At 66.6% G+C, this 19,567-nt stretch carries 18 protein-coding genes; 10 read left to right on the top strand and 8 right to left on the bottom strand.

Features of this window, described 5'->3' with window-relative positions; all coding sequences use genetic code 11:
* Positions 1-138 precede the first annotated feature (138 nt).
* The 3 genes from QNO10_RS02995 to QNO10_RS02985 all read right to left on the bottom strand — a co-directional run bounded on the left by QNO10_RS02995 (position 139) and on the right by QNO10_RS02985 (position 3,999).
* On the bottom strand, positions 139-1,332 hold the full coding sequence (locus tag QNO10_RS02995) for an ROK family transcriptional regulator (protein WP_229949336.1): 1,194 nt from the start codon (positions 1,330-1,332) through the stop codon (positions 139-141).
* An 82-nt stretch (positions 1,333-1,414) separates the two neighbouring features.
* Positions 1,415-2,470 carry an ABC transporter permease gene (locus QNO10_RS02990; protein WP_442860264.1) on the bottom strand — a complete coding sequence of 352 codons (1,056 nt, stop codon included), beginning with the start codon at positions 2,468-2,470 and terminating at the stop codon, positions 1,415-1,417.
* Positions 2,467-3,999, bottom strand: a complete 1,533-nt coding sequence (locus QNO10_RS02985) for a sugar ABC transporter ATP-binding protein (protein ID WP_229949335.1) — start codon at positions 3,997-3,999, stop codon at positions 2,467-2,469. Before QNO10_RS02985 ends, QNO10_RS02990 begins: the two co-directional genes overlap by 4 nt.
* A 163-nt stretch (positions 4,000-4,162) precedes the next feature.
* Between QNO10_RS02985 and QNO10_RS02980 the strand changes: the two genes are divergently transcribed.
* The 3 genes from QNO10_RS02980 (at position 4,163) to QNO10_RS02970 (ending at position 7,517) form a co-directional block, all read left to right on the top strand.
* Positions 4,163-5,203: a substrate-binding domain-containing protein gene (locus QNO10_RS02980; RefSeq protein WP_229949334.1), complete on the top strand. Its 1,041-nt coding sequence runs from the start codon at positions 4,163-4,165 to the stop codon at positions 5,201-5,203.
* Between the two features lie 61 nt (positions 5,204-5,264).
* Positions 5,265-6,461: a Gfo/Idh/MocA family protein gene (locus tag QNO10_RS02975; RefSeq protein WP_229949333.1), complete on the top strand. Its 1,197-nt coding sequence runs from the start codon at positions 5,265-5,267 to the stop codon at positions 6,459-6,461.
* Positions 6,462-6,515: 54 nt separating this feature from the next.
* Entirely contained in the window at positions 6,516-7,517 is a 1,002-nt protein-coding gene (locus QNO10_RS02970) for a sugar phosphate isomerase/epimerase family protein (RefSeq protein WP_229949330.1), read from the top strand.
* A gap of 84 nt (positions 7,518-7,601) precedes the next feature.
* Here QNO10_RS02970 and mmsB read toward each other — a convergent pair whose 3' ends face one another.
* From mmsB to QNO10_RS02945, 5 genes are all read right to left on the bottom strand, one after another.
* Complete coding sequence (mmsB, locus tag QNO10_RS02965; RefSeq protein WP_442860263.1) at positions 7,602-8,807, bottom strand: multiple monosaccharide ABC transporter permease; 1,206 nt, start codon at positions 8,805-8,807, stop codon at positions 7,602-7,604.
* Complete coding sequence (mmsA, locus tag QNO10_RS02960) at positions 8,804-10,351, bottom strand: multiple monosaccharide ABC transporter ATP-binding protein (protein ID WP_229949329.1); 1,548 nt, start codon at positions 10,349-10,351, stop codon at positions 8,804-8,806. The genes mmsB and mmsA overlap by 4 nt, the downstream gene beginning before the upstream one ends.
* A gap of 70 nt (positions 10,352-10,421) precedes the next feature.
* Complete coding sequence (gene chvE, locus QNO10_RS02955) at positions 10,422-11,540, bottom strand: multiple monosaccharide ABC transporter substrate-binding protein (RefSeq protein WP_229949326.1); 1,119 nt, start codon at positions 11,538-11,540, stop codon at positions 10,422-10,424.
* Between the two features lie 252 nt (positions 11,541-11,792).
* The gene (locus QNO10_RS02950) at positions 11,793-12,227 is read right to left on the bottom strand and encodes a VOC family protein (RefSeq protein WP_229949324.1); all 435 of its coding nucleotides are present in this window, start codon (positions 12,225-12,227) and stop codon (positions 11,793-11,795) included.
* A 161-nt stretch (positions 12,228-12,388) separates the two neighbouring features.
* On the bottom strand, positions 12,389-12,778 hold the full coding sequence (locus QNO10_RS02945) for a hypothetical protein (RefSeq protein ID WP_229949321.1): 390 nt from the start codon (positions 12,776-12,778) through the stop codon (positions 12,389-12,391).
* 426 nt (positions 12,779-13,204) lie between these two features.
* On the opposite strand from QNO10_RS02945, the gene QNO10_RS02940 reads away from it, so the two are divergent.
* The 7 genes from QNO10_RS02940 (at position 13,205) to gluQRS (ending at position 19,540) form a co-directional block, all read left to right on the top strand.
* Positions 13,205-14,599: an FAD-binding oxidoreductase gene (locus tag QNO10_RS02940; RefSeq protein ID WP_229949319.1), complete on the top strand. Its 1,395-nt coding sequence runs from the start codon at positions 13,205-13,207 to the stop codon at positions 14,597-14,599.
* Between the two features lie 174 nt (positions 14,600-14,773).
* Positions 14,774-15,142, top strand: coding sequence for an ArsR/SmtB family transcription factor (locus QNO10_RS02935; protein ID WP_229949739.1), 369 nt, complete (start codon positions 14,774-14,776; stop codon positions 15,140-15,142).
* Complete coding sequence (locus tag QNO10_RS02930) at positions 15,139-15,645, top strand: SRPBCC family protein (RefSeq protein WP_229949317.1); 507 nt, start codon at positions 15,139-15,141, stop codon at positions 15,643-15,645. Before QNO10_RS02935 ends, QNO10_RS02930 begins: the two co-directional genes overlap by 4 nt.
* Complete coding sequence (locus QNO10_RS02925; RefSeq protein WP_229949314.1) at positions 15,645-16,130, top strand: SRPBCC family protein; 486 nt, start codon at positions 15,645-15,647, stop codon at positions 16,128-16,130. The genes QNO10_RS02930 and QNO10_RS02925 overlap by 1 nt, the downstream gene beginning before the upstream one ends.
* Before the next feature lie 9 nt (positions 16,131-16,139).
* The gene (locus tag QNO10_RS02920; protein ID WP_229949312.1) at positions 16,140-16,577 is read left to right on the top strand and encodes a VOC family protein; all 438 of its coding nucleotides are present in this window, start codon (positions 16,140-16,142) and stop codon (positions 16,575-16,577) included.
* Between the two features lie 215 nt (positions 16,578-16,792).
* Positions 16,793-18,169, top strand: coding sequence for an amino acid permease (locus QNO10_RS02915; protein WP_229949737.1), 1,377 nt, complete (start codon positions 16,793-16,795; stop codon positions 18,167-18,169).
* Positions 18,170-18,634: 465 nt separating this feature from the next.
* Positions 18,635-19,540: a tRNA glutamyl-Q(34) synthetase GluQRS gene (gene gluQRS / locus QNO10_RS02910; protein ID WP_229949310.1), complete on the top strand. Its 906-nt coding sequence runs from the start codon at positions 18,635-18,637 to the stop codon at positions 19,538-19,540.
* Positions 19,541-19,567 lie beyond the last annotated feature (27 nt).

Genomic DNA, 19,567 nt, shown 5'->3' with positions numbered 1-19,567 from the left:
CATCTCGTGCTTTACCGGGAGACTCCCCCGGCATAAGTCCCGCACACCAACGACGGCGGCACCTCCTCCGGGAGGCGACCGCCGTCGTCCGTTTCCATGTCGGGGGAGCAACCCAGGGCACCCAGGGCACCCAGCCACTTAAACCCCCACCCGCCCCGCAAGCATCCGCTCCACGCTCTCCGCAGACAACGCGTGCTGGATGGCAAGCTGGGACGCGCCGAGCATCCCGGCGTCGAGCCCGGACGCGGACTGCACAATCCGCAGGTGCTGGGTGGCCAGCGGCATGGTGCGCGAATAGACCACTTCGCGCACCCCGGCAATGAAGTGCTCGCCGGTCAGCGCCATCGAGCCTCCGAAGACAATGACCTCGGGGTTGAGCATGCTCAGGCACGCGGCGAGCACCTCGCCCACCTCGCGGCCGGCCTGCCGCACGGCCTGCACCGCCTCCTGGTTGCCGGAGTGGACCAGGGCGACAACGTCGCGCCCGTCCTCAGCAACCAGCCCAAGAGAACGCAGCCGCGCGGCGACGGCAGGACCGGCAGCGAGCGCCTCCAAACAGCCGTGGTTCCCGCACCGGCACAGCAGGTCCTCGCCGGACGGCACCCGGATGTGCCCGATGTCCCCGGCCACCCCGTCGGCACCGCGCAGCAGGACGCCGTTGCAGATGATCCCGGCGCCGATGCCGGTGGCGACCTTCACGAAGACCAGGTTTTCTACGTGCGGCCACGCCGCCTGGCGCTCCCCCATCGACATCACGTTGACGTCGTTATCCACCAGGACCGGGACGCGGAAGGATTCCTGCAGGTAGCCGGGTACATCGAAGCCGTGCCAGCCGGGCATGATGGGTGGGTTGATCGGGCGGCCGGTGCGGTGTTCCACGGGTCCGGGCAGCCCGACGCCGACGGCGAGCAGCTCGGCGGCGGACCGGCCGGTCTCGGCCAGCAGCGCAGTGCCGAGCTCCACGACGGTGTCCAGCACGGCCACGGGTCCGTCGCTGACCAGCAGGTCGCGGGAGGCATCGGCCAGGGCGGTGCCGGCCAGGTCGGTGAGGCCAACGCGCAGGTGGCTCGCGCCGACGTCGACCCCCAGGACCACCCGCGCGCCGGTCTGCAGCGCGAACCGGGAAGATGGCCGCCCGCCGGTGGAGACGGCGTCTTCGATGGGTGCCACGAGCCCGAGGTCCATCAGCAGCTCCAGCCGCAGCGCGATGGTGGAGCGGGCCACCCCCACCAGATCGGCCAGCTCGCTGCGGGTGCGGGGCTGTCCGTCCCGCAGGAGCTGGAACAGTTCGCTGGCCCCGGGAGCGGTGGGGTTATTCCTTAGATCGACCACTGGGCAATTGAAGCATAGGGATCGACGTTACGGCGCCGGTCCCGGAAACGGCACCGGCCCGGGAAAGGACCAACAGACACGCTCACAGCGCCCCCTTCCTTCGGCCGGTCCCCCGCACGGCGAACCGCTGCTGCAGCAGCACGGCCAGCACAATGATCGCGCCCTTGGCCACGGCCTGCACCGAGGTGTCCAGGTTGTTCTGGGTGAAAACGTTGGTGAGCGTGCTGAACAGCAGCACACCCAGCACGGTGCCCACAATGGTGCCGCGCCCGCCGATCAGCAGCGTCCCGCCGACGACGACGGCGGCAATCACGTCCAGCTCATACAGCAGCCCGTGCGTGGAGGTCCCGGCGGTGGTGCGGCCCATCATCATGATCCCGGCAATGGCAGCGGTGACGCCGGAGAGCACATACAGCCAGACAATATGCCGCTTCACCTTGATGCCTGCCAGCCGCGCAGCTTCCAGGTTCCCGCCGATCGCCACCGTCCTCCGGCCGAAGGTGGTGCGGTTGAGCAGGAACCACCCGGCGGCGGCCACGAGGAAGAAGATCCAGATCAGCAGCGGCACGCCCAGGAAGTTCGAGCGCATCACAGAGAGGAAATCCCGGTTGGTGACAATCTGCGTACTGCGGCCGGAGACCAGCTCCGCGACGCCGCGCGCACCCACCAGCATCGCCAGGGTGGCAATAAACGCCACCACGTTCCCGTACGCGATGATCACCCCGTTGATCAGCCCCGCCCCAACCCCGACCGCGAGCGCCACCAGTACCATCAGCAGCCAGCTGCTGTTCGTGGCGGCCAGCTGCACGGAGGTGAGGGTGGCCAGCACAGTGCTCAGGCCCATCACCGATCCCACCGAGAGGTCGATGCCGCCGGCGGTGATCACGAAGGTGGCCCCGATGCTGATCACCCCCACAATCGAGGCGTACCGGACGATGGTCAGCATGTTGTCCAGGTTCAGGAACCGCTCGCCGCTGGTGACCGCCCCGACAATAAACAGCAGCGCTAGTGCGATGACCAGGCCGATGTTGCGTCCGGCGGATCCGCCCAGGAATTTCCCCAGCGGGCTGCTGCGGGGTGCGACGGCGGTGCCGCCGCTGGGAGTCGGCTGCAGCGCCGCCGTCGTTGATTCACTCACTGCGCACTTCCTTTCAGCACCAGGTCAAGCACGGCGTGCTCGTCCATCTCCTCCGCGTTGCCGGTGGCCAGGACCCTCCCGGCATCGAGCACCAGGATCCGGTCCGCCAGGCCGAGGACTTCCTCGATCTCGCTGGACACCACCACAATCGCCACCCCGGTCGCCGCGAGGGTGCGGATCAGCGAGTAAATCTCGGTCTTGGCGCCGACGTCGACGCCGCGGGTCGGTTCGTCCAGCAGCAGTACCCGGGTGCCGTGGATCAGCCAGCGGGCCAGCAGGACCTTCTGCTGGTTCCCGCCGGACAGCGTACGGGCCTGCCGGTCGGGATCGGGCGGGTTTAGCTGCAGCGCCTCGGCCTGCTTCCGGGCGGCGGCTTTCTCGGCGCGTTCGTTCAGCCAGCCGTGCCGGGCGAACCGGGCGAAGGTGGAAAGCGTGACGTTGCGGTAGATGGGCTCCTCCAGCAGCAGCCCCTGGCTCTTGCGCTCCTCCGGGGACAGGCCGAGCCCAGCGTTCACCGCCACCCGCACCGAGCCGGGCCGCAGCGTCCTTCCCTCCACAGTGACGGTGCCCGACGTCGCACGCCGGGCACCGTAAATGGTCTCCAGAATCTCGGAGCGGCCGGAGCCGACCAGCCCGGCAAGGCCGAAGATTTCCCCGGCCCGGACCTCGAAACTCACGTCCCGGAACGAGCCGTCGAGCGCGAGTCCCTCCACCTGCAGCGCCACCGGAGCATCCAACGACGGCGGTTGCCGCGGCGGGAACACGTTGGCCACGTCCCTGCCGGTCATCAGCCGGACCAGTTCCGCGCGGGAAGTCTCCGCCACCGGCAGCGCGGATGCCGTGCTGTAGCCGTCCTTGATCACCGAAATCCGGTTGCCGATCTGCCGGATCTCCTCCAGCCGGTGCGAAATGTAGACGACCGCGATGCCCTGCGCGGTGAGCTCCCGGATCACCCGGAACAGGTTCGCCACCTCGCCGGAGTCCAGGATGGCACTCGGCTCGTCCATGATGATCAGCCGGGCATTGCGGGACAGCGCACGGGCCATGCTGACAATCTGCTTTCCGGCCGCGGACAGGCTGCCCACCTCCGCGGATGCGGACAGGTCATTGTGGCCCAGGCGCGCGAGCAGGTCCCGGGCCCGACGGCGGGCGTCCCGGACCCGGAGCACTCCCCCGCGGGCGTCTTCATGGCCCAGGAAGATGTTCTCGGTGACGGTCAGTCCGTCCACAACATCCAGTTCCTGGTACATGGTGGCGATGCCCAGGGCCAGGGCGTCGGCGGGCCGGGCCAGCTGCACCGGCTCCCCGTTCCAGCGGATCTCCCCGCCGTCGGGCTGGTACACCCCGGACAGCGCCTTGATCAGGGTGGATTTCCCGGCGCCGTTCTGGCCCAGGACGCAGTGCACCTCGCCGGGCAGGACCTCCAGGTCCACTCCGCGCAGCGCGCGGACTCCGGCGAAACTCTTGCTCAGGCTACGCACCTCCAGCAGGGGCTGGGGATGCGCGGCGGGGGCTCCCGATGCGGTCATGGCACGGAGCTTACACACTTATGTCGATCACCAGTAGTATGTTGGCGCTTTATCGTCAGAGTTCTGTTACTGTGACGCATGTCACGATGATGTGCAGAGCGCTGGATGGTTCCGATGGGGTGCGGGACTTGCGTCAGCGCCCCCATTTACAGAGGAGAGAACCATGCACGCAGCACGCATGCGCGGGAAGATCACCACCGCTGCCGCCTTCTTCGCCGTCGGCGGGCTTGCCCTCACCGGCTGCACCGCGGGCGAGGACACCAACGCCGAACCAACCAACAACTCCGTGGAGGGCAACGAGTCCGAGGGCGAGACCGTGGTCATCGGCTTCTCCGGCCCCGCCGCGGACCACGGCTGGCTGAAGGCCATCAACGACGCCGCCCTCGCCGAGGCCGAAAAATACCCGGACATCGACCTGCGGGTGGCCGAAGGCACCAACGACGCGAACCTGCAGATCAGCCAGGTGGAGCAGTTCATCAACGACCAGGTGGACGCGATCGTGCTGCTGCCCACCGACGGCGCCGCCCTCACCGACGTCGCCATCCGCGCCATGGACGCCGGCATTCCGGTGATCAACGTGGACCGGGAGTTCTCCAGCCCCTTCGCCGCCCGCGCCACCGTGCTCGGGGACAACTACGGGATGGGCGTCAGCGCCGGCACCTACATCTGCGAACAGGTGGGCGACCAGCCCGACGCCGTGGTGGCCGAGATCGCCGGCGTCGATGCCCTGCCGCTCACCCAGGACCGCAGCGCCGGCTTCGAGGACGCCCTGGAGGCGTGCGGGCTTGAGGTCAGCAACCGGGTGGCGGCGGACTTCACCGTGCAGGGCGGGGAGGTGGCTGCCGGTCAGCTGCTCTCCGCCGCGCCGGAAATCGACGCGCTGTGGAACCACGACGACGACCAGGGCATCGGCGTCCTGGCCGCCATCGACGCCGCCGGCCGGGACGAGTTCATCATGGTGGGCGGTGCCGGTTCCGCGAACGCCATGCGGGAAATCGAGTCCGGGGACAGCGTCCTGCAGGCCACCATCATTTACCCGCACACCCAGGCCGCGGACGGCATCCGGCTGGCCCGGCTGCTGGCTCAGGACAAGGCGATGAGCGACCTGGTCGAAATTGAGGTGCCCAACCGCGTGGTGCTCAACGCCCCGGTGGTCACCAGCGAGAACGTCGAGGAATACCTGCCCACCGCCTTCGAGTCCTGACCCGGCAGGCTCAGCACTACCGCAACACAGCTACCCCGCAACACAGCACGAAGGAGAAACCATGCAGGACGATAAGCCGCTGAGGGTGGCGCTGGTGGGCCACGGCTTTATGGGGGCGGCCCACTCGCAGGCGTGGCGGGTGGCTCCCCGGTTCTTCGATCTGCCCCTGCAGCCGCGGATGGAGCTGCTGGTGGGCCGGGATGCGGAGCGCACGTCCGCCGCCGCCCGGAAATGGGGCTGGGCCGGGTCCACCACCGACTGGCGGGAGGCGGTCACCCGGGAGGACATCGACGTCGTCGATATCGTCACGCCCGGTGCCTCGCATGCGGAAATCGCGATTGCCGCGCTCGACGCCGGCAAGCATGTCCTCTGCGAAAAGCCGCTGGCCAACACCGTGGAGGAGGCGCAGGCAATGGCCGACGCCGCCGCCCGCGCCGAGGCCCGGGGCGTGCAGGCGATGGTGGGCTTCACCTACCGGCGGCTGCCCGCCACCACGCATGCCAGGAACCTGGTGGCGTCCGGGGCGATCGGCACGGTGCGGCAGGTGCGGGCCGTGTACCTGCAGGACTGGCTGGTGGACGAGGACTCCCCGCTGACCTGGCGGCTGCAGCAGGATGAAGCCGGGTCCGGTGCCCTCGGCGATCTGGGCGCGCACGCCATCGACCTGGCCCAGTACATCACCGGGGTGCCACTGGCCGAGGTCAGCGGCACCCTCGCCACCCTGGTTCCCAGCCGTCCGGTCCCGGCGGCGGACCGGCGCGGACCCGGCCTGGGCGGTGGCAGCGGTTCGGGGACCGACGACGGCCCCCGCGGGCCGGTGACGGTCGACGACGTCGCACTGTTCCTCGGCCGCTTCGAGGACGGTGTGCTCGGGTCCTTCGAAGCCAGCCGGATGGCCACCGGACGCAAGAACGCGTTCCGGCTGGAGATCTCCGGCAGCCTCGGCGCAATCAGCTTCGATCTGGAGGACCTGAACTTCCTGGGCTTTATGGATTACACGCTTCCACCGGACCGGCAGGGCTTCACCCGCATCATGGTGACCGAACCGGAACACCCCTATCTATCCGCGTGGTGGCCGGCGGGCCATTCGCTTGGCTACGAACACGGCTTCGTGCACCAGGCGAAGGATTTCCTGGAGTCGATTGCCGCCGGAACTGCCCCCACGCCGTCGTTCGCTGACGGGCTGCAGGTCCAGGAAGTACTGGCTGCCGTTTCCCGCAGCGCCACCAAATCGAGCGTATGGTTGCCCGTGCACTGACTCTCCCGCGGTATCGAAGGTCGTTCCTCTATCCCGAAGGCGAAGGAGCCTGCCATGTCCCGACCTGTCACGTTGTTTACCGGCCAGTGGGCGGACCTGCCGCTCGAAGAAGTGGCCCGGCTCGCCTCCGGCTGGGGGTATGACGGGCTGGAACTCGCCTGCTGGGGCGACCATCTGGATCCGTGGCGGTGGGATGACGAGGAATACGTGCAGAGCCGCCGCGACATCCTGGAGAAGTACCACCTGAAGGTGTTCGCCATTTCCAACCACCTCAAGGGGCAGGCGGTCTGCGACGACCCGATCGACCAGCGGCACCGGGACATGGTGTCCGACGCCGTGTGGGGCGACGGTGATCCGGAGGGGGTCCGGCGCCGTGCGGCAGAGGAAATGAAGCACACCGCCCGGCTCGCCGCAGCGCTCGGGGTGGATACCGTGATCGGTTTTACCGGCTCGTCCATCTGGAAATACGTGGCGATGTTCCCGCCGGTGTCCGCGGAGGCCATCGACGCCGGCTACCAGGACTTTGCCGACCGCTGGAATCCCATCCTGGATGTGTTCGACGAGGTGGGGGTGCGCTTTGCCCACGAAGTCCATCCCAGCGAGATTGCCTACGACTACTGGACCACGCAGCGGGCGATGGAAGCCATCGGGAACCGGCCGGCCTTCGGCCTGAACTGGGACCCCAGCCACTTTGTCTGGCAGGACCTGGACCCGGTCGCGTTCCTCTGGGATTTCCAGGACCGGATCTACCACGTGGACTGCAAGGACACGAAGAAGCGCATGAGCAACGGCCGCAACGGCCGGCTCGGGTCGCACCTGCCCTGGGCTGATCCGCGGCGCGGCTGGGACTTCGTCTCCACCGGCCACGGGGACGTTCCGTGGGAGGACGCCTTCCGGATGCTCAACAGCATCGGCTACGAGGGGCCCATCTCCGTGGAGTGGGAGGACGCCGGGATGGACCGGCTGGTCGGCGCCCCGGAAGCACTGGCGTTCGTGCGTTCACTGGCCCTGGATCCGCCTGCCGCGGCGTTCGACGCCGCCTTTTCCTCGCGGTAGGGCGACTCACGACGACGGCGGCCCCTCCTTCGTGAGGCGGCCGCCGTCGTCGTTCCGGTTGTCGTCGTTGGAGCTGCGCGGAACCTACCGGGCGCTGCGCCGGCGGCTGAACCCAAACGCGACCGCCGCCAGCAGCACCAGGCCCTTGATGATCTGCTGCCACGCGGCGTCGACGGACAGGATGGACAGACCCTGGTTCAGCACGCCCATCACCAGGCCGCCGATCACGGCACCGACCACCGTGCCGACGCCGCCCTGCACCGAGGCGCCGCCGATGAACACCGCGGCAATGGCGTCGAGCTCAAACCCTGCGCCGGCCCCGGCCACCGCACTGCCGGCCCGGGCGCTGTTGACCACGGCAGCGAGTCCAGCGAGGAAGCCCATGTTCACGAACACCAGGAAGTTCACCCACTGGGTCTTCACCCCGGACATCATGGCGGCGTTCAGGTTCCCGCCCATCGCGTAGATGTGCCGGCCGAACACCGTACGTCCCAGCAGGAACGAGTACGCCAGCACCAGCGCGGCCAGGATGATCAGGATGATCGGCATGCCACGGTTGTAGGCCAGCAGATAGCAGAGATACATGATCGCGAAGACGGCCACGGCCATCTTGAAGACAAACGACGCCGTCCGCTCGCGCGGCAGGTCCAGCCGGCGCAGGTCCGCCCGCCCCTTGAGCTGCTGCGCCACCAGCGCAACCGAGGCCAGCGCGCCGATGCCCAGGGTCAGCAGGTCCGGCGTGCCGGTGGAGGGCAGGGTGCCGGAGCCGATCGAGTTGTACGGCCGCGGCAGGCCGCTGATGGTGCCGCCGGAGAGCAGCACCAGCGCGACGCCGCGGAACACCAGCATCCCGGCGAGCGTGACAATGAACGCGGGTATCCCCACAAACGCCACCCAGAACCCCTGCCACGCACCGATCAGTGCACCCACCAGCAGCGAGAGCAGCACTGCCGACCACCAGGGCATCCCCCAGTTGTTCATGGCCAGGGCGGCAATGGCAGCGACGGTGGCCACCACCGAGCCCACGGACAGGTCGATGTGCCCGGCGATGATCACCATGACCATGCCGATGGCCAGGATCAGCACGTACGCGTTTTGCTGGATGAGGTTGCTGACGTTGCCCGGATAGAGGAGCCGGCCGCCGGTGAGCACCTGGAACAGCAGGATGATCACGACAAGTGCGGCGAGGATCCCGTATTGGCGCAGGTCGACCCGACGGCGCTTCTTCGGTGCCGCACCGGATGACGGCGGCAGCGGCGCCTTCGCCTGCTCTGAAGTAGTGGTGGTCACTGGACTTGTGCTCCTTGGGTCCTGGCGGCGGTCATGTGGCGCATCAGCTCTTCCTGGGTCGCGTCGGCCCGGGGCACCTCCGCCGTGAGGCGGCCTTCAGCGATGGTGTAGATGCGGTCGCAGAGCCCGATCAGTTCGGGCAGCTCACTGGAGATCACGATCAGGGCTTTGCCCTGGGCTGCCATCTCGTTGATGATTCCGTAGATTTCGTATTTGGCGCCGACGTCGATCCCACGGGTGGGTTCATCCAGGATCAGCACGTCCGGGCCGGAATAGATCCATTTGCTCAGGACCACCTTCTGCTGGTTCCCGCCGGAGAGGTTGCTGACCGTCGAGGTGACGCTTGGGGTGCGGATGTTCATCCGCTGCCGGTACTCGTCGGCCACGGAGTATTCGCGGTGCCGGTCGATGACGCCCAGCCGGGCCAGTTTCCCCAGCGCCGCAGCCGAGATATTGACCGTGACGCTGCCGATCAGGTTCAGCCCGTAGCGCTTGCGGTCCTCGCTGACGTAGGCGAGGCCGTGCCGGATCGCCTCGCCCACGGTTCGGGTGCGGATTTCCACGCCGTCCTTATAGACCCGCCCGGTAATGCCGGTGCCGTAGGAGCGGCCGAAGATGCTCATGGCCAGCTCCGTCCGGCCGGCTCCCATGAGCCCGGCGAACCCCACAATCTCCCCGGCCCGGACGGTGAAGGACGCGTTGTCCACCACCACCCGGTCCGGATCCACCGGGTGGTGCACGGTCCAGTTCTCCACTCGGAACTTCTCCTCGCCGATATGCGGTTCCCGGGGCGGGAATTGGTGGTCCAGCGGGCGGCCCACCATGGCGCGGATGATCCGGGTTTCGATGGCCTCGGTGTCCTCCACCGGGAAGTTGTCAACGGTGCGGCCGTCCCGGATCACCGTGACGGTATCGGCAATCGACCGGATTTCCTTCAGCTTGTGGGAAATGACGATCGAGGTAATCCCCTGCCCGCGCAGCTGGTCGATCAGGCCCAGCAGGTGCGCGGAGTCGTCGTCGTTCAGTGCCGCGGTGGGCTCATCCAGGATGAGGATCTTCACCTCTTTGGAGAGCGCCTTGGCAATCTCCACCAGCTGCTGCTTGCCCACGCCGAGTTCGAGGATCTTCGTCGCCGGATTTTCGTCCAGCCCCACCCGCTCCAGCAGCTTCACCGCCTGCAGGTTGGTTTTATTCCAATCGATCACCCCGCCGCGGGCCACCTCGTTGCCCAGGAAGATGTTCTCCGCGATGGACAGGTACGGGCTCAGTGCCAGTTCCTGGTGGATGATCACGATGCCGTCGCGCTCGCTGTCATTGATCGAGTTGTAGCTGACGGGCTTGCCTTCAAGGGTGATGGTTCCGGAGAAGCTGCCGTGCGGGTAGACCCCGCTGAGCACCTTCATCAGGGTGGACTTACCGGCGCCGTTCTCGCCGCAGATGGCGTGGACTTCGCCGCGTTCAACATTCACCGACACCTCATCGAGGGCGCGGATGCCGTTGAACTCCTTCACAATGCCGTCCATGGACAGGATGACGTCGGTCATATGGTTCTCGCTTCGGTACTGGGCGGGGGGGGTGCGGCGGCCATCCGCCGCACCCCACCGCAGCCGGGGATCAGAGGCCGACGTCGCCCGCGTCAAGGAAGCCGGAGTCCACCAGGGCGGACTGCACATTGTCCTTGGTGACCACCTGGGGCTCGAGGATGTAGGTGGGAACCACTTTTACCTCGTTGTCGTAGGTTTCGGTGTCGTTGACCTCCACCTCCTCGCCCGCCACAAGCGCGTCGATCATCGTTTCCACCTGGCTGCCGAGCTCCCGGGTGTCCTTCCAGACCGTCATGGACTGCATGTCACCCAGCATCGCCTTGACGTTGGCGACATCGCCGTCCTGGCCGGTGATGAGCGGCCAGTCCGTTCCCGGCTGGTACCCGGCAGCATCCAGGGACGCCTCGATGCCCAGCGCCAGGCTGTCATTCGGGGAGAGGACGACGTCGACCTTCTCACCGCCGGTGTAGAAGGACTGCAGGCGGTTATCCATTTCCGCCTGGGCGTCGGCCGACTCCCAGCCGAGAATGCCGATGGACGTCCATTCCTCATTGCTGGCCGGCGATTTGCCGGAGGGAACTACGAGCTGGCCGCTTTCCACGTAGGGCAGCAGCACATCCCATGCTCCGGAGAAGAAGAAGGCGGCGTTGTTGTCATCCGGGCTTCCGGCGAAGGGCTCGAGGTTGTACGGGCCCTCCCCGTCGGCCAGGCCCAGCTGCTCTTCGATGAACTCCCCCTGCAGCTGGCCCACCTGGTAGTTGTCGAAGGTGGCGTAGTAATCCACCGCTTCGGTGCCGTTGATCAGGCGGTCATAGGCAATGATCTGCACGTCCTGGTCCTTGGCGTCTTCGAGCGTGGGACCGAGGGTCTCGCCGTCGATGGCCGCGACCACGAGGATCTTCGCGCCGCCGGCTACCTGGTTCTGGATCTGGCTGATCTGCTGGTCGGTTTTGTTATCGGCGTACTGCAGGTCAACATCGCAGTCCTTGGCCTCGAGTTTCTCCTTCAGCCCTTCGCCGTCATTGATCCAGCGCTCGAGGCTACGGGTGGGCATGGAGATACCAACGCTGCAGCTGGTGCCTTCGCCGTCGCCTTCACTTTCGGTGGAACCCGCCGGCGCACACGCCGACATGCCTGCCGCCAGGCCCAAAGCCAGGACAGCGGCCGAGAAATTCTTCATTCTGCTCATGCTGGAAACCTTCGAAAAGGATCCTGCCGCTGCGGAGCTTCCCGTTGGTGCCCGCCGTGCAGCGGGTAAGTGCGGATTCGTCCTTTGGCTGGATCGAGCGGATACAACGCTGTAGCGCCCTGTCGACGTCGACCGCGACTCCGACGATTTTGTAGGCGAGCACAACATATCGCCGCACCCGCCTGCAGACAAGAGAAATCAGCAACTAATTCCCGGGCAACTCTCCAGGTTCAGGCCAGCCTGGGGTGCCTGCTAGGAGTCCTCATCCTCGATGCTGATCATCCAGCTGGTGCCGAACCTGTCGGTCACCATGCCGAAGATGTCTCCCCACGGAGCCTTTTCCAGCGGGAGCGTCATCTGGCCGCCGTCGAGCAGCTTGTCCCAGTACCCGCGCAGCTCGTCACCGTTGTCGCCGCTGAGTGCGATGGCGTAGCCGTTCCCGGAATCGGAGACCGCGCCTTCCGGACCCAGCATGCTGTTGGGCGTATCCGAGGCCATCAGCACAAAGCCGCTGTCCGTGGTGAGCGTGGAGTGCATGATTTTGTTTCCCTCGGACGGGTCGTCGGACATGTTCATTTCCGCGAACGTGGAGCTTTCCAGCGTGCCGCCGAAAACGTCGTGGTAGAACGACATCGCCTCGGCGGCGTTGTCCCGGAAGTTGAGGTAGGGGTTCATGTTCGAGGACATAACGGTCTCCTGACGGGGGAACGGATCGGATGCACCCGAGTATGCGCCGCCGTCCGTCCCGGTGGAAGCGGCCGGGCGTATTTCCCTGCCACCGCTTCCGGTCCCGTTCCAATGCCCCGTCGAGGAATTTTCGGCCGGTTATTTACCGGCTGGAAGCCCGGCTATTTACCGGCCGGACGTCCACGGACGGCAGACCACTCGCTGCTGAACACGGCGTCGCCCACCGGTTCCCAGTCGTTCGTTTCAAACAGGGAAGCCACGGTGTCCCGGTTCAGGTCCGGGGCGCCGCCGTCGACCTCCGCCGTCGGATAGCAGACCCAGAGCGAACCGCCCGGTTCGACGGCGGCAGCGGCCGAGGCGAGATCGTGGGCCAGGTCCGCTGCGGATGCCACGAACAGCAGTACGACGTCGGCCGGGAAATGTCCGTCATCCTCGGCGAAGAAGGCGGAGTCCGGCAGCAGCCCGGCCACCTCGGGGAAGCTCTTGGCACCGTAGACGGTGACGCGGTCGGCCGCGGAAATATCGAACGGCTGGGCTGATTCGGAAGACACTGGGGGGGCTCCATTCCTGGGCACGAGACTCTGGTGGTACGGGCGGTCGATAAGAAGTAAGCCGCCTTTCCTATTATTTCAGCCGCCGGAGCGGGATTGCGCGGTTTTCGCCCTCCCGAAGCATCAACTGTGTAACGACGGCGGCTGGCCCGTGACGCCCGGCACTTTTGGCCCCCGTTGGAACGGCTGAGGCCCTCTGCCGGGAGGTTCTTTGTTGATCGCAGTCAGCCGAGCCCACCTGCTCCGCGGTGGGCCGGATGCCCGTGGTGTCCGTGGAATTAGCTCCGCTGCTCTGCCACTTGCGGCAGCACGGACCCTTGATACCGCCGCAGCAAAGGCGAAGAATTTTCACTAGAGGACGGAGCAGAGCCACAGGACCGGGCACCATCCGGGCGTCCGGGCGCGGCCGTCCAAAGGTGGTATCCCATGGACCCCCAGCTTTCCGCCGACGCCGTAGCGGACCTGCGGGCGTCCGTGTCCGGTTCCGTCGTCCTGCCGCAGGACGAGGAGTACGACGACGCCCGCCGCATCTGGAACGGGATGATCGATGTCCTGCCCGCAATGGTCGTCCGCGCCGGCACCGTCGAGGACATCGCTCCCGTGCTGGCCTTTGCCCAGCAGTGGGAGCTGCCGCTCGCGGTCCGCGGCGGCGGGCACAATGTAGCGGGCAACGGGACAGTGGCCGACGGAATCGTGCTGGATTTGGGTGCGCTGCGCGATGTCGGCGTGGACCCGGACACCAGGTCCGTCACGGTGCAGGCGGGAGCCACCCTGGCCGACGTCGACGCCGCCACCGAACCGTACGGACTGGCCGTGCCCCTGGGTGTCATTTCCGGAACGGGCGTCGCCGGGCTGACCCTCGGCGGAGGTGTTGGCTGGCTGACCCGCGCGCACGGACTGAGCATCGACAACCTGCTCGCGGCCGACGTCGTCACCTCCGATGGCGAGGCGGTCCACGCCGATGCCAACGACCATCCGGAACTGTTCTGGGGGCTGCGCGGCGGCGGTGGGAACTTCGGTGTTGTCTCCTCCTTCACCTTCGCCGCGCATCCGCTGCCCGCACAGGTGTACTCCGGCAACCTCGGCTACGGGAACATGCATTGGCACCGGGCCCTCACCGCCTACGCCCAGTGGGTTCAGGACCTGCCGGAGGAAATGACCACCATCATCAGTTTCCTGGTGCCGCCGCCGGAGTGGGAATTGGGCGACCAGCCGCTGATGGTGGTGGGGTTTGTCTGGTCCGGTGCCGATGAGGGTGCCGGCGTCGAGCTGGTGGACCGGCTGGCCGCTGCTGCGCCGCCCGACGCGGACCTGCGGGCGTCGATGCCCTGGCGGTCGTGGCAGTCCTCCGCGGACATGCTCTTTCCACACGGGGTGCGTGCCTACTGGAAGAACGCCGCGGTCGACCGGCTGGACCAGGCTGCCATTGACGCCCTGGTGCGTGCCGGCAGTGACCAGACGTGGCGGGGTACCGCGTTCGATCTGCACCATCTCGGCGGAGCCTACGGCCGGGTGGCGGAGGAGGACACCGCCTTTCCCACCCGGTCGGCTCCGTTCTGGCTGAATATCTACGGGTTCTGGGCAGACCCGGCCGACGACGACGCGCATACGGCCTTTATCCGGCAGGTCGCTGCCAGCGTGGAACCGTTTTCCTCGGGCGCGCAGTACGTGAACTTTATGGGCGCCGAGGATCCGGTGGCGCAGGGCACCGTCCCGTCGGTCTATGGAAAGGACAAACTCGCCCGCCTGACGGCTTTGAAGACCGCCTACGATCCGCAGAACCTCTTCCGACGGAACCACAACATCGTGCCCAGCGGTTAAAGGCTGGACAATCGTCCCGCCGGCTGCCGGTTCGGACAGCCGCCAATCGCCAACCGCCGGAAATTATTGCTGAACACCCTTGACCCGCCTTCCGCGCAGTCGTAGCTTCGTAATCAACCGAAAGGTTGAACAACCAGCACCTTGATTACACATCGACAGAAGCTGACCCAGCGCATGGATTCCCACAGCGACGAACCCCTTCTGGACAGGGCCTTCCTGGCCTTGGCCGATCCGGCCCGCCGCCAGATCATTGCCCGGCTTTCCCGGGGCCCTGCCACGGTCAACGAATTGGCGGAACCCTTCGAGATCTCCAAGCAGGCCGTCTCGAAGCACATTCAGGTCCTCGAGCAAGCGCAGCTGGTCACGCGCAGCCGTGACGCCCAGCGCCGGCCCGTCCACCTGAATCCCGCACGGTTGGAGGCGCTCACCGCCTGGATCGGCCAGTACCGGCTGGTCCGCGAGGAGCAGTTCCGCAGCCTTGACGCCGTGCTTCGCGCACAGGCCGCCGCGAAAGGCGGCCCGCAGGCAAAGGATTCATCATGACGAATGCACTGCAGCTCACGGTCCCCGAGGGTGTCCCTTTCATAGATTTCAGCCGCGAAGTGGACTACCCCGTGGACCAGGTCTTCCGGGCCTATGCCGAGGCGGACCTTCTGGCCCAGTGGCTCGGCCCGCGCGGAATGAAGATGGACATCAACCACTACGATTTCCGCACGGGAGGCTCCTACAGCTACATCCACACCGGTCCGGAGGGAGTTCCCTATGAGTTCCGCGGCATCTTCCACACGGTGCGGGAAAACGAGTCCGCGATCCAGACCTTCGAGTTCTCCGGCTATCCCGACGTCACCAGCCTGGAGTTCATGACCCTGGAGGCGCTCGACGGCGGCCGCACCCGGATCTCCGCCCACGCGGTCTACCCTTCCATGGAGGCGCGGGACGGGATGGCTGCCTCGGGCATGGAGGCCGGCGTCGCCGAAGGGTTCGACCGGATGGAGGAGCTCCTCGCACAGCTCCAGCCGGAAGCGCTGCAGGGAAGGGGAGCGTGATGAGCAACCCACTGAAGCTCAGCGCGCCGGCGGGCGAACCCTATATGGATTATTCCCGTGAGTTCGATTTCCCGGTCAGTGAAGTCTTCCACGCCCACACGGACCCGGAGTTGTTCGCCAGGTGGATTGGACCGCAGGACCTCACCACCCGGATTGATGTCTTCGAACCTCGTACCAGCGGCGCCTACAGATTCGTGCAGTCCAGGGGCGAGGACGAATACGCATTCCGGGGTGTCTTCCACACTCTGCGCCAGGACGACTTCGTGCTGCAGACCTTCGAATTCGAAGGTTACCCGGACGTGGTGACGCTGGAGTACAGCACGTTCACCGAGCTGCCCGGCGGCAGGACACTGCTGACCGGCCGCTCCCTGTACCCGTCGGTTGAATCCCGGGACGAGTTCCTAGGCAACGGCATGGAAGAGGGCATGTCTGACGGCTATGACCAGCTGGATGCACTGCTCGGTTCCGTCCGGGCCGGAAGGTAGGTGCCGAGCATGGATTGGACCCTCGAGGTGGTAATTGTCCCGGTCAGCGACCAGGACCGGGCGATTGAGTTCTACCGCGACCAGATGGGCTTTAATCTGGATCACCGCACGTCGACCGAGCAGATGGACTTCGCGCAGCTGACGCCACCCGGCTCCGGCTGCTCGATTGTGCTCGGGGATACGGGCTCCCAGCAGGGGATGGTGCCCGGCTCGCTGCGCGGGCTGCAGCTAGTGGTTTCCGACGCGCAGGCCGCACGTCAGGAACTGCTGGACCGCGGCGTGGAAGTTGGCGACGTGACCGTTTTTGATGAGCGCGACGGCGGAACCTTCTTCAGCTTTGCGGATCCCGACGGCAACGCCTGGACCGTGCAGGAGATGAAGGTCCGTGCGGACAAGCCCCTGATTCCGCACGAGGCCCGCATCAGTTACGGCGCCGAGCAACACTAGACGACCTGAACAGCATTCAACGGTGGGGATTCCTTACTAGGAGTCCCCACCGTTCGCTGTGCCCCCGCCCTCACGAAAACGGACACGCCGCCGTCGGGCGTAATATGGATTGGCCCCTCAACTGGGCCTACCCCCACATTCCAAGGTGCGTTTTCTTGAAGTCCTCCTTTACCCAGGCGTTGGCCCGCGGGCTGAATGTCCGGCACATCCGCTTCATGGCGCTCGGATCGGCAATCGGCACGGGCCTGTTCTACGGGTCGGCATCGGCCATCCAGTCCGCCGGCCCCTCCGTCCTGCTGGCCTACATGATCGGCGGCGCAGCCGTGTTCCTGGTCATGCGGGCGCTCGGCGAGATGGCCGTACGGCATCCGGTGTCAGGCTCGTTCGGCCACTATGCCAGCCGCTACCTGGGCCCGTTTGCGGGGTTCATCACCGGGTGGACCTTCGCCTTCGAAATGGCCATTGTCGCGATTGCCGACGTCACGGCCTTCGGCATCTATATGGGCTTCTGGTTCGAGGACGTTCCGCGCTGGATCTGGATCCTTGCCGTGGTGTTCCTGATCGCCGCCCTGAACCTGATGCGGGTGAAGGTGTTCGGAGAAACCGAATTCTGGCTCTCGCTGATCAAGGTCGCCGCCATCATCGCCATGATCGTCGGCGGAGCGGTGATCGTGGTGTTCGGCTTCGGACTGCCCGACGCCGCCAACCCCGGCCTGGACACGATGCTGGGCTCCGGAGGGTTCTTCGCCAACGGCTTCTGGGGCCTGCTGGCATCCTTCTCGATCGTGATGTTCGCCTTCGGCGGCATCGAAACCATCGGCATCACCGCCGGCGAAGCGGACAATCCCAAGAAGGCCATCCCTGCCGCCGTGAACACCGTGCCGGTACGCATCCTGCTCTTCTACGTCTGCGCCCTGGGCATCCTCATGATGATCTTTCCGTGGCAGGACATCAACGGCGAGACCAGCCCCTTCGTGCAGATCTTCGACACCCTGGGCATCCCCGCCGCAGCGCACATCCTCAACGCCGTGGTCATCACCGCCGCAATCTCGGCCATCAACTCCGACATCTTCGGAGCCGGCCGCGTCCTCTACGGTCTCTCGCAGGAAAGCCAGGCGCCGGCGTCGTTCGCGAAGATTTCCCGGCACGGCGTGCCGTGGATGACCGTGGCGACCATGGCCGTGGTGCTGCTGGCCGGCGTCGTCCTCAACGCCCTGTTGCCCGAATCGCTGTTCACGATCATCGCGTCCATCGCCACCTTCGCGACCGTGTGGGTGTGGTTGATGATCCTGCTCTCGCACATCGCGATGAAGCGGGAGATCAAGCGCCGCAACCTCCCGGCGTCGGAATTCGGTGTGCCGTTCTGGCCGGCCGCGTCCTACGCGGCGCTGGCCTTCATGGTGTTCATTGTGGTGCTGCTCGGCATCATGCCGGAGACGCGCGTGGCCTTGATCGTCGGCGCCGCGTGGATTGTCCTGCTGTTCGCGGCCTACCGCCTGTGGGTGCGCGGCAACGGACGGCTCCGCGCGGAACTGGTCGATGAAACGGACGACGCCGGAACATCGGGCGCCGCTGAACACCGGGTCAGTTGAGCACCGGGTCTAGTTGAGCACCAGGCAGCGCTAAACACGGCGCCTCCAGCCCCGCCTCCCCCGGCCCGGCTACCCCGGGAGGGGGCTGGACGTCCTGCGGGAAGACGGACCCGCAGCAGGGAACCGGACCGTCCGGAACAGCGCAACACTGAACGCGCCAAAGCGCAGGGTGATCAGCGGCCAGTCGATCTTGGCGGGCTCCGGTCCCGGCTGTGACGCTCCAGGCTGTGGTTGTTCCGACCGTTCCCTCAGTGTCCACCGAAGGCTGTTCCGCCGTTCCACCTCGGCTGTCCGGAGCCGGTGTTCCATCTGGGCAAGTTCAAGTTCCATAAGTCCCATACCGGCAACGCTAGGCACCACACCCAGAGCAGAGCCATGCCCTTGCGGACACGTGCGGTCCGCAACGAAACTGCCGCGGAACGGGGAATACCGAAGGGGCACACAACACCCGAATAGACTGGGGGTGTGCCTCCTTTCTCCGCAGCCGCCGGCCGCTTCGCCCCCAGCCCCACCGGCGAACTGCATGTGGGAAACCTGCGCACGGCCCTGCTGGCGTGGCTTTTTGCCCGCAGCACCGGCCGCAGGTTCCTGCTGCGGATGGAAGACCTGGACCGGGTACGCTCCGGAGCCGACGCCGCACAGCTGCGCGACCTGGCCGCCGTCGGGCTCGACTGGGACGGCGACATCCTCCGGCAGTCCGAACGCACCGCCCTCTATCTGGACGCCATCGCGGAGCTGCGCGGCGCCGGACTGGTGTACGAGTGCTTCTGCACCCGGCGCGAGGTAGCCGAAGCGGCGTCAGCCCCGCACGCCCCGCCCGGAGCCTACCCCGGCACCTGCCGACACCTCACCGAGGAACAACGCGCACAACGCCGGCGTGAACGTCCCGCCGCGCTGCGCCTGCGCGCCCAGGTGGACCAGTTCACCATTACCGACGAGCTGCACGGCAGCTACACCTCGGCGGTGGATGACCTCGTGCTGCTGCGTAACGACGGAGTCCCCTCCTACAACCTCGCGGTGGTCCTGGACGATGCGCTGCAGGGCATCGACCAGGTGGTGCGCGGCGACGACCTGCTCAGCTCGGCTCCCCGGCAGGCCTATCTCGGTTCCCTGCTCGGCCTGCCGCCGGTCAGCTATGCCCACGTTCCGCTGGCACTGAACACTGCTGGGCAGCGGCTGGCCAAACGCGACGGCGCCGTGACCCTCCCGGATCTGGCGGCCGCCGGCCTGGACGCGGACGCCGTCCGCACCCTGATCCTCGGCTCCCTGGGGCTGCCCGGGAATCTTCGCGACGCCCTGGCGGAGTTTTGCCCGGCCCGGATTCCGCTGGAACCGTGGATCGTCGATCCCGCCATGGATCTGCGGCACTGACTTTTACGGCACTGACCGGGGAACCCG

Origin of the sequence: Arthrobacter sp. zg-Y919, assembly GCF_030142045.1 — a bacterium.
GTDB lineage: Bacteria > Actinomycetota > Actinomycetes > Actinomycetales > Micrococcaceae > Arthrobacter_B.
Note: the sequence above shows the minus strand (reverse complement) of the source record. Positions and strands in the feature narration are given on the sequence as shown.